Here is a 13,874-nt window from a genome sequence, read left to right as displayed (position 1 = left end):
TGCGGGGTGCGCCGCTCGCCCCTCCGCCGTACGCGTCCTCACTCGTGCGCGGCGTGCCGCCCACCCCCGCGCGGCCCACCCCCGCCCCGGCCGCCCCTCCTGCGCAGGGTGGCGGGCAGCACGAGGCCGATGAGGAGCCCGACCGCCAGCACGTACGGCCACCAGCCGAGCCGGCTGCTCGCGGTGTTCGCCGTGCGTGGCTCGGCGGTCGGGATCCCGCCGGACGCGATGGTCCCCTTGCCGCTCGGCGTCGCGGTCGGGGTCGCGGCAACAGCGCTGAGCACGACGTCGTTCCCGTCGCCCCCCTGGTAGCTGATCCGGTACGTCGTGGCGGCGAGCCGGACCTTCGCCCCCTCCGCCAGCCCACGGAACGTCCCCGCGATCTTCGAGCGTCCCTCGTGGTCGAGCACCGTGATCTCACGCGCGGGATCCGACGTGCCACGCGCGAGATCCGACGTGCCACGCGCGGAACCCGAGCCCGCCGCCGACAGATCCAGCTCCCCGCCCAGCCGTACCGTGCCCGTCACCTTCAACGGCTCGTCCCGCAGGACCAGTTCGCCCCTCGCCCGCTGTGTGTAGCCGCCCGAGACGGTGATCCCGCCCGCGACGACGCCCTCGTTGGTGACGGCCCCCTTCACCGTGCCCTTGCCGGTCAGTGTGGTCGCCACCCGCAGTCCCGCCGTCCCGGTGTCCAGGCGCGCTCCGGAGGAGGTGAGCCGAATCGCCTTGCTGCGCACGAGAGTTGCCCCCTTCCGCAGGGCGAGCGTGCCCTTCGTGACCGTCGTCGTCCCGGTGTACGTCACCGCGGTCCCGGTGAGTGTGGTGGTGGCCGCGCCCGACTGGACCAACGCCCCGGCGCCGCCGACGTGCGACAGGGAGACCGCGGTCCTGGCGTTGCGCACGACGAGCGTCCCGTCGTTCACCACCCGGCGCCGTTCGGTGCCCGTCAGCAGCGAACCGTCCCCCTGCGCCGACCCGAGCCGCAGCACCGCCCCCTTCTCCACGGTCGTCGAGCCGTCGTAGTACTGCTCTGCCGCGAAGGTCACGTCGTTCCCGTGGGTCCCCGCGATCACGATGTCCCCGGCGCCGGGCGCGGACAGCGTGTCGTGGAACCTGCCGCCGCCGATCGGGGCGCCCAGCGTCACCGGGCCGTTGTAGTCGAAGGTGAGCTTCGAGCGGGAGCGTGCCGCCAGCAGGTTGATGTAGACGGTCTCGGCGGTGCCCGGCATGAAGATCCGGTGCGTGGTGCCGTCGCCCCACTGGACGTCGGCGCCCTTGATGTTGGTGCCGCGCTTGTTGACGTTCTTCCGCGCGGGCGTCCAGTTCAGGGCGGGGTCGCTCAGTGCGGGGTCGGTGTCGCCGCCCTGGTTCGACCAGCTGTACTGGCCGGTCAGCACGACCTTGCTGCCCGGCCGGGACTGGATGTTGATGTCGCTGCCGTACTCGCGCTGGTAGAAGTCCATGCCCATGGTGACCGTCTGTCCCAGCGGGGTGTCCACGGTCCAGGTGCCCTGGTTGAGGACCTTGCGCACGTTCGGCAGCGACGTCGCGAACTCGGGCCGTCCGGCGTTCACCTGCGTGCCGTTGTCGATCACCCCGGAGAAGCCGTGGGTGCCCGACAGGTCCCAGGTGCCCCAGAGGAACCGAGGCTGGGTGATCAGCCCGGAGCCGCTGATGGTGCCCAGGTTGTAGGCGCTGCGCAGAGACAGGCGCAGGGTGCCGTCGACCCTGATGTTGTCCTGGTTGAGCCGGAACGCGGGCGTGTCGTAGGGGAAGTGGCCGATCAGTCCGGCCGTCCCGCCGTTGCCGTACTGCAGGGTCGCGCCGCGCTCGACCGTGATCACCGGCGGGTCCGGGTCGGCCACGGTGACGTAGGGGTGGTTGCCGCCCGGCGTCGCCACCCGCTGTCGTTGCCGGGCCTTCGGCAACGTGAAGTCGCTGTCCCGGGTGAGGACGAGGGTCCCGCCGCCGCGCACGGTGAGCGTGCCCTCGCCGCGGAACACACCGTCGTACGTCGTCGTCCCCGATGGCACGGTGACGACCGTGTCGCCGGTGAGCGTCACGTCCCGGTCCGCGAGCACGTCGGCGGTGACATCGCGGGCTCCGGCCGCTGCCGCCGGGGGAACGGTGACGATCATGGCCACGGCCGCGAGGGCGCCGACGGCCGCTGCTGTCTTATGGGTATGGCTGCGCACGTACGGGAGACGGATCGCACCCCCGGCCGATAACAGAAAAAACAGAAGAAGCGGTTCCGGTGTCCGGGCGCCCGACAGAAAGCGATTTCCCCTTTCGCGTCCAACCCGTTGACCTCCTCCTTCCACACCCTTACCTTTTCGGCGTTCGTCATAACAAATGATGTTCGAAGTGTCGAACATCGCTCTCAGGCACCCCACCCCCGAGAGGCAGTCCGTATGAGCCGCGACAACGACCTGCCCGATACACCTGATACCGCCGACCCCCCTGATGGCCCCACAGCCTCCGAGATCCCCAGCCGCAGACTGCTGCTGAAGGGCGCCCTGGCCGCGGGCGTCCTGACGGCGGCCACCCCCGGTATCGCGCACGCCGCCCCGACCCCGAAGGCGGCTCGCGATCTGAACCCGCTCGTCCGCAACCGTGCCGACCCGCACATCCACCGTCACGCGGACGGCTTCTACTACTTCACGGCCACCGCCCCCGAGTACGACAGGATCATCCTGCGTCGCTCCCGCACCCTGAACGGGCTGGCGACCGCGGCCGAGTCCGTCATCTGGACCAAGCACACGACCGGTCCCATGGGCGCCCACATCTGGGCGCCGGAGATCCATCGCATCGGCGGCAAGTGGTACATCTACTTCGCCTCCGCGCCCGCCGAGAGCGTGTGGGACATCCGCATCTGGGTCCTGGAGAACGCGAGCCGCGACCCGTTCAGGGGAACCTGGGTGGAGCGGGGTCAGATCAAGACGGCCTGGGAGACCTTCTCCCTCGACGCCACCACCTTCACCCACCGCGGCAGCCGCTACCTCGCCTGGGCCCAGCACGAGCCCGGGCTGGACAACAACACGGCGCTGTGGCTGTCCAGGATGGCGAACCCATGGACCCTGACGGGTCCTCAGATCCGGCTCTCCACCCCGGAGTACGACTGGGAGACCATCGGCTACAAGGTCAACGAGGGGCCGTCGGTCATCGCCCGCAACGGCCGACTGTTCCTGTCGTACTCGGCCAGCGCCACCGACTGGCACTACTGCATGGGTCTGCTGACCGCCGACGCCGACAGTGACCTGATGAACCCGGCGAGCTGGTCCAAGTCGCCCACGCCCGTCTTCACCAGCAACGACACCACCAAGCAGTACGGCCCCGGCCACAACTGCTTCACGGTCGCCGAGGACGGGCGCAGTGATGTCCTCGTCTACCACGCCCGCCAGTACAAGGAGATCGTCGGCGACCCGCTGAACGACCCCAACCGCCACACCCGCGTCCAGAAGCTGGGCTGGAAGCGCGACGGCACCCCCGACTTCGGCATCCCCGTGGCGGACACGGCGACGGCCGCCTCAGCAGGCCCGGCCAAGGAGAGTGTCTGAGATGAGACGTGCGTACGCGGCCCTGCTCGCCCTGTGTCTGGCGCTGCTCGGCGCCCTCGCCACCGCGGGACCGGCCCAGGCCGCGCCCCAGACGGTCACCAACGGCACGCAGTTCACGGACGCTTCGGGCAACCCCGTACACGCCCACGGCGGCGGGGTCATCAAAGTCGGGAACTACTACTACTGGTTCGGCGAGAACCGCAACGCCGACAACACCTTCCGGTACGTGGACGCCTACCGCTCCACCGACCTGAAGAACTGGGAGTTCCGTAACCACGTCCTGACCCAGTCGAGCGCCTCGGAGCTGGCCACCGCCAACATCGAGCGGCCGAAGGTCATGTACAACGCGTCCACCGGCAAGTTCGTGATGTGGATGCACAAGGAGAACGGCACCGACTACAGCGAGGCCCGCGCCGCCGTCGCCGTGTCGAGCACCGTCGACGGCAACTACACCTGGCAGGGCAGCTTCCGCCCACTCGGCCAACACATGTCCCGCGACATCACGGTCTTCGTGGACACCGACGGGGCCGGCTACATGGTCTCCGCCGCCCGCGAGAACTACGACCTGCAGATCTACCGGCTCACCGCCGACTACACCGGCATCGCGAGCCTGGTCGCCGACCCCTGGCACGGCGGCCACCGGGAGGCACCCGCGCTCTTCAAGCGGGGCGGCGTCTACTTCATGCTCACTTCGGGCGCGACCGGCTGGAGCGCCAACCAGCAGCAGTACGCTACGGCGACCTCGCTGTCGGGGCCCTGGTCGGCGATGACCAACGTCGGCGACTCGACGACCTACGGCTCGCAGACCGCGTACGTCCTTCCCGTGCAGGGCAGTTCAGGCACCTCGTACCTCTACCTGGGCGACCGCTGGGGCAACTCCTTCGGCGGGATCGTCAACGACTCCCGGTACGTGTGGCTGCCGCTGAGCTTCCCGAGTTCCACCTCGATGTCCATGTCCTGGTCGCCGGAGGTCACCATCGACACGGCCGCGGGCACGATCAGCGGCACGAGCGCCACGTACAACACGCTGATCGCGCGGCACTCCGCCAAATGCGCCGACGTGACCAGTCAGTCGCTGTGGCCGGGTGCCGAGATCAAGCAGTACGACTGCAACGGCGGCGGCAACCAGAAGTACTGGTTCAAGTCCGTGGGCAGCGGCTACTACCAGCTGATGGTCCGGGGCAGCTCCCTGTGCGTGCAGGAGAACGCGAGCACGGTCACCCAGGAGAACTGTGACGCCTCGGCGACCGGCCAGCAGTGGTCGGTGACCACCACCGGCTCGTATGTGAACCTCAAGTCCCGTGCGACCGGGGAATGTCTGGACGTGAACGGCGCGTCCACCGCCAACTCCGCCGCGATCATCACGTACACATGCAACGGAGCCACCAACCAGCAGTGGACGCGCGGAACATGAGCGGTAGTCAGATCAGGCCAGCAGGTCGATCGCGTCGATCGCCGTCCCCGCACTGAGGAAGCCGGTCGTCCCCGAACCGCTCACCACGTCGATCTTCAGCACGTTGTACTGGCCGGTGTCGGTGAGCCAGGCACTCGCCGGAACGCTGTAGGTGAACGTGTGGTTGTTCCCCCGGTAGGACCCGTTGGTCAGCGACCGGGTGCTCGGCTGGGTGGGCGGCGAGGGGATGGCCGACGTCCAGGTGTCGTTGACGGTGACCAGCGGCCGGCCGTTGGCGTAGGCCGTCGTCACGCCGATCCGCAGGGTGTGCGCGGCGGCGGCCTGGGCGGCGGTCAGCTTGAAGTAGACGAGCAGACCGCTGTTGACGTCCTTCCAGAGGTAGCAGGGGAAGGCCGAGGTCTCGCTGCCGCCGCCGATCACCACATTGCCGGTCCAGGCGGCGGCCCGTACGTCGGAGGGGTGCGCGTACGTCATCAGGTCGGCGTTCTTGAAGCCGCTCGGCGTGCCGTTCCAGTCGTTGATGCGCCAGATCGCGCTCGCCGTGGACGGGTCGTTCGAGGACGGGATCGCGATCGAGTTGAGGGCCGTCGTGCCGCCCGCCGTGACCGTCACCGAGGCGGTGTGGACGGCGAGTTCACCCTTGAACACGGTGAGCGTGTACGCCCCCGGAAGGACGCCGGCAACGGAGAAGTAGCCGTCCGAGGCGCGGGCCGAACCCCAGTACTGCGCCGCCGAGTTGGCGAGCCCGACGGTGTACGCGTACGCCGTGTCGCGCCCGGTGATCCCGACGCCCGCGACCCGGCCCCGGCCACTCGCGCCGACGTAGCCGGAGATGCCGAGCGAGTCCGCCCAGGAGGTGGTCAGGGTGCCCGGGAACAGTGACGAGGAGGGGGCGCCGCCGTCCGTGAAGGCGATGACGTACGGACCCTGGAGGCCGAAGCGCTGGTCCTCGGTCTGGTTCTGGCCGTAGTACAGGATCTCGTACAGGCCGCCGCCGTCCGCGCTCTGGTGGCGCAGCAGCGAGCGGTAGAACGGACCGCCGGAGGCCTTCTCGTGGTTGCTGCGCACGATCCACAGGCCGACGCCGCCGGCGGCCCAGCCGATGTAGTCGTAGTCCATCACCCGCCGCTTCGAGAAGTGCTTGGAGCGGGTCTGGCCGTCGGACTTCGCGAACACGTCCGAGGCCTCGATGGTGCTGTTCGTGTACGTGTAGGAGTCGGGCTCGTCGTTGAGGAACAGGCCCTTCTTCACGCGCACGATGTAGCGGGTCGCGGAGACGGAGGTGTCCGCCTTGTTGGTCCACAGATAGACGTTGTTCTCGCCGCTGCGTGCCGCGTAGTAGTGCTTCAGCGTGCCGTACGCGACGGAGATCAGGATCGTCGAACCGGACTGCTTGACGCTGACGGTGGAGGTGCCGAGGCCGGACTCGACATGCGAGTTCATGCCGCCGTAGCCCTGGTACTCCACGCCCCGGTAGACCAGGGAGGTCAGGTCGCCGTTGGTCTTGCTGACCTTGAAGACGAGGTTGGCGCCGGTGTCGACGACATAGTTCGAGCCGTCGTCGGTGTAGCCGAAGGCCGCGGCGGACGCGCTCGTGGCGAGCGGTCCGGCGAGGGCGGCCGATCCGGCGGCAGCCGCGGTGCCGAGGACGAAGGCGCGGCGTCGGACCGGTCTGTTCGCGGATCCGGACATGTGGGGGTGCCTCCTTCGGGAGGTGGGGGGTGCGGATGATGGGCCAGGGTGGCAGTTGAATCGATTTCGCGAAAGGGCTTTCGCTCGCTGGGAGTTGGCGACCCTGTGAAATCCGCGCAAGGTCTAGAAAGCGCTTGCCAGGAGCGGTACGGTCCAGCCGCCAGGCCTTGTCGTCCCGTCGCGGAACTGTCGGAGGAGCCGTATGAGACGTTTCAACCTCGCCGTACTGGCGGCGCTGATACTGAGCGCCGGCCTGACCGCCGTACCGGCCCAGGCGCACGGCGGCCAGCGCCCCCTGGGCATCGACCACTGCACCGCCGACGCCTGCCACTTCGACGTCCCGCCCAGCACCTACGACGTCACGGTCCTCCTCGGCGACGCCGCCGGGTCGAGCACGAGCGTCAGCGGTGAGACCCGGCGCGCGCTGCTCCCCGAGACTCCGGTGCCGGCCGGCGAGCGGGCCGCACGCAGCTTCACCGTGAACGTCCGCACCCCCGAGGGCGAGCCGACCGGCCCCGCGGGCACCGCCGGCCTCGACCTCACGCTCGGCGGTTCGGCGCCGGCCCTCGCCGGCATCCGCGTCACCCCGGCCCGGCACACCCGCCAGATCTTCCTCGTCGGCGACTCCACGGTCTGCGACCAGCCCGCCGACCCCTACACCGGTTGGGGCCAGCAGCTGCCGCAGTACCTGGGCAGGGGCCTGTCAGTCGCCAACTACGCGGACTCCGGCGAGAGTACGGTGACGTATCTGGGGAACCCCCAGCTGTGGGCCACCGTCCAACCAGAGATCCGGCGCGGTGACCTGGTCCTCGTCCAGCTCGCCCACAACGACAAGACCACCGACGAGGCGACCTACCGGGCGAACCTGGAGACGCTGGTGGCGGGCGTACGGGAGAAGGGCGGCACGCCCGTCCTCGTCACCCCGATCGTGCGACGCTGGTTCAACGCCGACGGCACGCTGAACAACGACACCGCCCTCCTGGTCAACGGCCTCGGCGTGAACCATCCTGAGGTGGTCCGCTCGGTCGCCGCCGCTAAGGACGTGCCGCTGATCGACCTGACGGCGAGGACGAAGGCGGTCGTGGAGTCCCTGGGTGTCGAGGGCTCCAAGGCGCTGTACCTCTACAACGAGAAACGGGACAACACGCACACCTCCACCCATGGCGCCACGGTCTACGCGGGCCTGGTCCGCGACGCGCTCGTCGCGCAGCACCTGGTGCCGAAGCGCCTGGTACGGGTGGGATGAACGCCTGGGGCGCCCCGACCGGAACCGGGGTGCCCCAGGTTCGCCTTCTGTGAAGTACGCGTTCTGAGAAGCTCGCCTGCTGACGGCCCCCATCGGGCCCGGTGACACCGCCCCCCAGGTCATCCGTTCGTCTGGGGGGCCGGTCGCCGGAACACTTCGGCCGGTACCGAACCGAGCCGCGCCTACCGTGGCGGGCATGACCGCCTTCGCCACCCTGCACCACCACCCCGAGGAGCCACTGCTCCTCCCCAACGCCTGGGATCACGCCTCCGCGACGGCCCTGGCCGCCCAGGGCTTCCGTGCGATCGGCACGACGAGCCTCGCCGTCGCCGCGGCGGTCGGCCTGCCCGACGGGTCACCGGCCACCCGCGAGCACACCCTCCGACTCGCTCTGACGCTGGGCAGCGAGCCCTTCCTTCTCTCCGTCGACGCGGCGGACGGCTTCAGCGAGGACCCGGAGCGGGTGGCGGAGCTGGCGCGCGAGCTGTCCGTGGTCGGGGCGGCCGGCATCAACCTGGAGGACGGCCTGGGCCCGGTCACCCTGCACGCCCGGAAGATCGCCGCGGTGAAGTCCGCAGCCCCCGACCTCTTCGTGAACGCCCGCACGGACACGTACTGGCTGGGTGACGGTGGGCTCTCGGAGACGCTGACCCGCCTCGACGCCTACCAACAGGCGGGTGCCGACGGAGTGTTCGTCCCCGGCCTGACCGACCCGGCACAGATCGCCGCCCTCGTACGACGCCTCGACGCTCCCCTCAACATCCTCTACTCGCCCACCGGCGCGACCGTCCCCCACCTCGCCGCCCTCGGCGTACGCCGTGTCAGCCTCGGTTCGTTGCTGTACCGCAGGGCGTTGGGGGCGGTGCTGGAGACGCTGGGGGAGATCCGCGCGGGCCGGACCGTGCAAGGCGCGGCGCCGTCGTACGCCGAGGTCGAGGCGTGGTCAGCGAGTCCTGTGGACGGCCGGAAGCAGGGTCTCCACGAGCCGTTCGGCGAAGGCGAAGGGGTGCTCCGCGGCACCGAGGTGTCCTCCCGGGAACTCGACGAAGGGGCTCTCGGTCCGCTCGGCAATGAACTCGGCGGTGCGGTGCAGGAGTTGTCCTCGTGAGTCTGCCCCCGCGGCGAGGGTGAGACCTGGGGAAAGGGCTCCCAGGTCGGGGGTGTACGAGGTGAACGGCACCAGGACATGGGCGAGGAAGACGGCCATCGGCTGACCCAACTCCTCGTCACGGGAAAGGGGTTGCCCCTGGGGAAGCTCGCCCGCCTCCCGCCCCGCCAGCCCGGCGCCGAGCCGCGCGGCGGCGGCCTGGAGCCCCGCCGCACGATAGCTGTCGTACACGCTCCGGAACATGGCCTGCTGCCGGGCCCCGTCCGGCAGCACCCCCACACAGGGCGGCTCGTGCGCGACGACGTGCCGCAGCCGCTGCGGATGCCGGGCGAGCAGGTCCAGGGCGGCGATGGCGCCGGAGCTGGTGCCGAGAACGTAGGCCAACTCCCCGTCGGACAGGGTCTGTCCGAGCAGGCGGCACGCCCCGTCGCTCCATTCCTCCACCCGCTGGTCGTCGACGGACAGCCCGAGGCGGCCGTGACCGAGGCCGAGGGGGTCGTACGTGACGACGGTGAAGTGCTCGGCGAGCACGTCCGTCATCGCGTCGAGCCCCATGGGGTGCCCGGCGCCACCGGGGATGACCAACAGGACGGGCCCGCTGCCACGGACGTCGTGATGGAGCTGTTCCTCAGTCACGGCTCTTCTCCTCGCGAGGCCAGTGTTCGAGCGTGATGTGCAGGGCGTCGATCGCCCTGTCCCAGGACGTCTGCACGGCACGGGGGTGACCGAAGCCGCCGGTGGACTCCAGGGCGCAGTAGCCGTGGAAGGCGGCCCGCAACAGGCGTACGGCGTCGGTGAGATCGGGCTCGTCGAGGCCGTAGGCGCGCAGCATGCCGTAGGTGATCTCGGCGGTGCGATGCAGGGCGGGCGAGTCGGCGACGAGGGACTGGTCGATGCGGATCTGGGTGGCCGCGTAGCGCCCGGGGTGTTGAAGCGCGTAGTCCCGGTACGCCCCGGCGAAGGCGACGAGCGCGTCCTTCCCGGACCGTCCCGCGACGGCCACGGCGATCCGGTCGATCATCTCGCCGCCGGCCAGCAGGGCGAGCCGGGTGCGCAGGTCCTGGAGGTTCCTGACGTGCGAGTACAGGCTCGCGTCCTTCACGCCGAAGTGCCGGGCGAGCCCGGAGAGGCTGACGTGGTCGAAGCCGACCTCGTCGGCGAGATCGGCGGCGGCCGCGGTGATGCGGTCGGGGGTGAGGCCGGCTCGGGGCATGGGTACCTCGGGACTGGATGATTTCCTAGGGCCTCTAGGTTACGTCCTGGGGGTCCTTTTGCGGGCCCATTTCCTGAGGTGTACGGCTGAGGGCGCCCGCGGCGGTGTGCAGGAAGGAGGTGAGTTCCCGGACGAGGGTGGTGGGCCGGCGGCGGTGCACGATGCTGATCTCGCGGGCCGGGGTGAGCCCGCGCAGACTGTGGACCGAGACCCGGGAGCGGTCGGCGCCGGCGAGCAGGCTCTCGGGGACGAGCGCGACCCCCAGCCCGGCACCGACCAGCGCCAGGATGACCTGGTAGTCGGCGGACGCGTAGGCGACGTGGGGCTCGATGCCTGCCTGTCGGGCTAGCGTTTCCAGACAGGTCCTGTTCGGGATGCCCGGTGCACCGGAGATCCACGTCTCGTTCTTGAGCCGGCCGAGGCTGATGCCGCGGGGTGCGGCGTTCTCGGCGAGCCGGTGGTCGACGGGCAGCACCAGTCGAAGCGGGTCGTCGAGCAGCGGCTGTCGGTCGAGCCCCGGATGCGGGGTGGGTGCCACACCGGGGTAGCGATGGGTGATCAGCACGTCGAGATCGTCCGACGTCACCAGTCCGTAGCCGTCGGGTGGTTCGATGTCGACAAGCGACAACTCGGCCCGGGGATACCGGCGTTGGAGCGCGGCCAGCGCCGTCGGCACCAGTACCTGCGCCGCGGTGGCGAAGGAGCCCAGCGCGAGACGCTGCGGCTGAGCCCCCATCGCGGCGTCGACAGCGGCGCGCGCCTGCCGTAGCTCTCCGATCACACGCTCCGCGTGCTCCACCAGGACGGCGCCGACCGGGGTCAGGGTGACGCCGGTCGGGCGGCGTTCCAGCAGACGGGTGCCGAGCTCCGTTTCCAGCTTGGAGATCTGCTGCGAGAGCGCCGAGGGTGTGAAGGACAGATTGCGCGCCGCCTCGGCGATGGACGCGGCGTGTGCCACCTCCATCAGGACCCGCAGGCGGTTGACATTCAGCTCTCGTGCCATGTGCTCATCGTAAGCATCACTAACGGCGGCTTACCGATCGTCGCTGGCGCTAATGGGGGTGCCGATGAAGCATGGACTCCATGAAGAGTCCGACCCACATGCTTTCGGCCACCGATGTCCGCGCGGCCGCCGACAGGATCCGTCCCTACGCCCGTCGTACTCCGCTGCTGGACCTGGAGATCGACGACCGGCGCGTCCTGCTGAAGCTGGAGTACCTCCAGCGCAGTGGCTCGTTCAAGCTGCGCGGCGCGCTCAACGCGATGCTCTCCGGTCCTCTGGACGACCACGTCGTGGCCGCGTCCGGCGGCAACCACGGCCTGGCGGTCGCGACGGCCGCGTCGCTGCTCGGCGTGTCCGCGACGGTCTATGTGCCCGAGACGGTTCCGGCGGCGAAGGCCCGCCGCATCGAGGCCGCCGGTGCGCGGCTGGTGCGGCACGGCGCCACCTTCGCCGAGGCCGCCTCGGCGGCGTCGGATGCCGCGGCGGGGCCGGGATGTCGGTTCCTCCACCCCTATGACGATCCGGCCGTCGTCGCGGGGCAGGGCACCGTGGCGGCCGAGATCGTGGCCGACGCGCCCGGTGTCGACACGATCGCGGCGGCGGCCGGCGGTGGTGGGCTGGCGGCCGGTACGGCACTCGCGAGTGCCGGGCGTCGTGTCGTCGCCGTCGAACCGGAGCACTGCCGCTGCCTGCACGACGCGCTCGCCGCGGGAGAGCCGGTGGACTCGGCCGTGGACTCCGTCGCCGCCTCCGCGACCGGCGCGAGCCGGGTCGGCGAGATCCCCTTCGCCGTCCTGGCCGCACACGATGTGTCGTCCGTGCTGGTCGACGATGAGCAGATCATGCGGGCCCGCGACCGGCTGTGGGAGGAGTGCCGGATCGCGGTCGAACCGGCCGCGGCCGTCCCGTTCGCCGCGTGGCTGGCCGGCCGGGTCCCCGGGGACCTGCCGTGCCTGATCGTCTGCGGCGCGAACGCCGACTGGGCCCCCGAGTGACGGCACAGGCGCCACGCCGGGGGTGACGGTAAGGACCCCACCGGCTTCTTGCAATTACCCGCAACTACCCGCAATAGCAAGGTGATTGCGAGAAGCCGGAGGGGTGGCCCGGAGCCCGGTGCGGGGAAGAGGCGTCAGCCGATGGGTGCGTACACGACCCCCAGCTTGTCGATCTCGTCGCCCGCACGGCCGGTGAAACCGACGATCTGCCGACCTGACGGGGCCGTGAACGTCTTCGTGTCCGTGGTCGGTGTACCGGAGGCCAGGGAGCGGCCCTTGTCCGTGGTGAAGGCCGCCGAGAAGATCCGGGTTTGGCTGTCCTTCTGGCCCTGGGTCAGCTTCACCGAGGTGAGGTGCTCGCCGGAGGCGAGGGTCAGGGACGTCGCGGTGCCGCCCGTGCCGCCGTGCGTGAGGACCGTACCGCCGTCGAGCGTGAGGGACAGCGCGTCGAGGCGGGAACCGCCGCGCAGGGTCAGGGTGCGGGGGGAGGGGGCCGCGGGCAGCTCGTCGGAGTCGTTGAACGCCGTGCCGTGCGGGCCGCCGAAGAAGTCGCTCGCGCTCAACGACGAGTTGAGGGTGTAGGAGAAGTCGACCGTGTGCGGGAAGTGGTCCGACAGGTTGCCGCCGGCCGAGTCGAGGAACGACGCCCACTCGTTGTTGTAGCGCGTGGCCGAGAGCGAGAACAGCTTGCTGCCGCGGTAGAGGACCTTGTCCACCACCTCGCAGCCGTTGGTCGGTGCCGTGGTCGGGCACAGCAGCGCGTCCGCGCCCTGCGTCGGCCGGGTACCGCCCTTCGCCAGCTGCACCCACGCGTCGGTCAGACCGTTCTCGTCGGCCAGCGTGCGGATGTTGTCACCGGCGCGGGTGTACCGGGTGTTCGTGTCGCCCATGACGATCACCGCGTTGCCGGCGGAGTTGGCCTGGATGAAGTCGGACAGTTGCTCCACGTTGGCCCGGCGGGCGGCCAGCGCGTCGTCCGTGTCGTCCGCGTTGGTGTGGACGTTGTAGAGGTCCACGAAGACGCCCTCGGCGAGCCGCACCCGCGCCAGCGAAAAGCCCTTCGGAGTCAGGCAGTTGGTGCCGGTGCAGTTGTTCCACTTCACCCGCTCGAAGTCCTCGAAGGCGTAGTCCGAGAGGGTGTTGAGGCCGTCGCCGAACGGCACGCCGCCGCTCGTCGCGGTGCGGTAGGGGTGGTTGTCCCCCGCGTAGAGCGCCGCGTGGTAGTTGAAGTCCTCCTGGACGTTCACGATGTCGTACGCCGCCAGGCGCGGGGAGATCAGTGGGGTGTTCGTCTCCGGGTTGCCGGAGCTCAGGCCCTCCGGGAGGCCCGCGACGTTGTACGTCAGGACGTTGAACGTGCCGGTGGTGGCGGCTGCCGCGGGTGTCGCGCCGGTGGCGGCGAGGCCGGTCACGGCCAGCGCGGCGGCCGCGAGGGCGCCAAGGAGTCTTCTCATGGTGGGGGTGTCTTTCCGATGGGGGAAGTGGGGACGGAAGGTGAACACCACTCAGGTTGACCGTCAACCAGTGTGACGGGCAAGGGCAGTTGGGGAAACAGTGAGAGTCCTCCCCAATCTCCGATGTCACAGATGGCAGGGCTGTCTCGTCTCAGGTCTCGACAACGCGATTCGGAAGCAGGGAGGTGATGG

Annotated in this window: 10 protein-coding genes and 1 pseudogene; 5 read left to right on the top strand and 6 right to left on the bottom strand. The window is 70.0% G+C overall.

Annotated elements, in window-relative coordinates:
- Positions 1–38: 38 nt before the first annotated feature.
- Positions 39–2,195 (bottom strand): autotransporter, encoded by a 2,157-nt coding sequence (locus tag AB0H86_RS01205; RefSeq protein ID WP_362431403.1) that lies wholly within the window; start codon positions 2,193–2,195, stop codon positions 39–41.
- Between the two features lie 216 nt (positions 2,196–2,411).
- On the opposite strand from AB0H86_RS01205, the gene AB0H86_RS01200 reads away from it, so the two are divergent.
- Complete coding sequence (locus AB0H86_RS01200; protein ID WP_362431400.1) at positions 2,412–3,557, top strand: glycoside hydrolase family 43 protein; 1,146 nt, start codon at positions 2,412–2,414, stop codon at positions 3,555–3,557.
- 1 nt (position 3,558) lies between these two features.
- Positions 3,559–4,971, top strand: a complete 1,413-nt coding sequence (locus AB0H86_RS01195) for an RICIN domain-containing protein (RefSeq protein ID WP_362431397.1) — start codon at positions 3,559–3,561, stop codon at positions 4,969–4,971.
- Positions 4,972–4,983: 12 nt separating this feature from the next.
- Here AB0H86_RS01195 and AB0H86_RS01190 read toward each other — a convergent pair whose 3' ends face one another.
- Positions 4,984–6,663, bottom strand: coding sequence for a rhamnogalacturonan lyase B N-terminal domain-containing protein (locus AB0H86_RS01190; RefSeq protein WP_362431394.1), 1,680 nt, complete (start codon positions 6,661–6,663; stop codon positions 4,984–4,986).
- A gap of 202 nt (positions 6,664–6,865) precedes the next feature.
- Between AB0H86_RS01190 and AB0H86_RS01185 the strand changes: the two genes are divergently transcribed.
- Both AB0H86_RS01185 and AB0H86_RS01180 read left to right on the top strand, forming a co-directional pair.
- Complete coding sequence (locus tag AB0H86_RS01185) at positions 6,866–7,909, top strand: rhamnogalacturonan acetylesterase (protein WP_362431391.1); 1,044 nt, start codon at positions 6,866–6,868, stop codon at positions 7,907–7,909.
- Positions 7,910–8,105: 196 nt separating this feature from the next.
- Positions 8,106–9,017 (top strand): isocitrate lyase/phosphoenolpyruvate mutase family protein, encoded by a 912-nt coding sequence (locus AB0H86_RS01180; RefSeq protein WP_362431389.1) that lies wholly within the window; start codon positions 8,106–8,108, stop codon positions 9,015–9,017.
- Positions 9,018–9,206: 189 nt separating this feature from the next.
- Here AB0H86_RS01180 and AB0H86_RS01175 read toward each other — a convergent pair.
- From AB0H86_RS01175 to AB0H86_RS01165, 3 genes and pseudogenes are all read right to left on the bottom strand, one after another.
- Positions 9,207–9,653: pseudogene (locus AB0H86_RS01175) on the bottom strand (alpha/beta hydrolase); the annotation flags it as partial.
- Positions 9,646–10,230: a WHG domain-containing protein gene (locus tag AB0H86_RS01170; RefSeq protein WP_362431386.1), complete on the bottom strand. Its 585-nt coding sequence runs from the start codon at positions 10,228–10,230 to the stop codon at positions 9,646–9,648. The pseudogene AB0H86_RS01175 and the gene AB0H86_RS01170, both read right to left, overlap by 8 nt.
- Before the next feature lie 34 nt (positions 10,231–10,264).
- The gene (locus AB0H86_RS01165; protein ID WP_362431383.1) at positions 10,265–11,233 is read right to left on the bottom strand and encodes a LysR substrate-binding domain-containing protein; all 969 of its coding nucleotides are present in this window, start codon (positions 11,231–11,233) and stop codon (positions 10,265–10,267) included.
- Positions 11,234–11,313: 80 nt separating this feature from the next.
- Here AB0H86_RS01165 and AB0H86_RS01160 point away from each other — a divergent pair, with 80 nt between their 5' ends.
- Entirely contained in the window at positions 11,314–12,228 is a 915-nt protein-coding gene (locus AB0H86_RS01160) for a serine/threonine dehydratase (RefSeq protein ID WP_362431380.1), read from the top strand.
- A gap of 134 nt (positions 12,229–12,362) precedes the next feature.
- On the opposite strand, the gene AB0H86_RS01155 is transcribed toward AB0H86_RS01160, so the two are convergent.
- Positions 12,363–13,682, bottom strand: a complete 1,320-nt coding sequence (locus AB0H86_RS01155; protein ID WP_362431377.1) for a jacalin-like lectin — start codon at positions 13,680–13,682, stop codon at positions 12,363–12,365.
- Positions 13,683–13,874: the final 192 nt, after the last annotated feature.

The organism is Streptomyces sp. NPDC050997 (assembly GCF_040660135.1).
In the GTDB taxonomy this organism is placed as follows: Bacteria; Actinomycetota; Actinomycetes; order Streptomycetales; family Streptomycetaceae; genus Streptomyces.
The sequence above is the reverse complement of the archived record's forward strand: the minus strand, read 5'-3'. Positions and strand labels throughout refer to the sequence as shown.

Excerpts from the sequence above, each read along its gene's own strand:
- AB0H86_RS01170 (WP_362431386.1), bottom strand. The coding sequence starts at position 10,230 with ATGCCCCGAGCCGGCCTCACCCCCGACCGCATCACCGCGGCCGCCGCC.
- AB0H86_RS01155 (WP_362431377.1), bottom strand. The coding sequence starts at position 13,682 with ATGAGAAGACTCCTTGGCGCCCTCGCGGCCGCCGCGCTGGCCGTGACC.
- AB0H86_RS01160 (WP_362431380.1), top strand. The coding sequence starts at position 11,314 with ATGAAGAGTCCGACCCACATGCTTTCGGCCACCGATGTCCGCGCGGCC.
- AB0H86_RS01165 (WP_362431383.1), bottom strand. The coding sequence starts at position 11,233 with ATGGCACGAGAGCTGAATGTCAACCGCCTGCGGGTCCTGATGGAGGTG.
- AB0H86_RS01190 (WP_362431394.1), bottom strand. The coding sequence starts at position 6,663 with ATGTCCGGATCCGCGAACAGACCGGTCCGACGCCGCGCCTTCGTCCTC.
- AB0H86_RS01180 (WP_362431389.1), top strand. The coding sequence starts at position 8,106 with ATGACCGCCTTCGCCACCCTGCACCACCACCCCGAGGAGCCACTGCTC.
- AB0H86_RS01200 (WP_362431400.1), top strand. The coding sequence starts at position 2,412 with ATGAGCCGCGACAACGACCTGCCCGATACACCTGATACCGCCGACCCC.
- AB0H86_RS01195 (WP_362431397.1), top strand. The coding sequence starts at position 3,559 with ATGAGACGTGCGTACGCGGCCCTGCTCGCCCTGTGTCTGGCGCTGCTC.
- AB0H86_RS01185 (WP_362431391.1), top strand. The coding sequence starts at position 6,866 with ATGAGACGTTTCAACCTCGCCGTACTGGCGGCGCTGATACTGAGCGCC.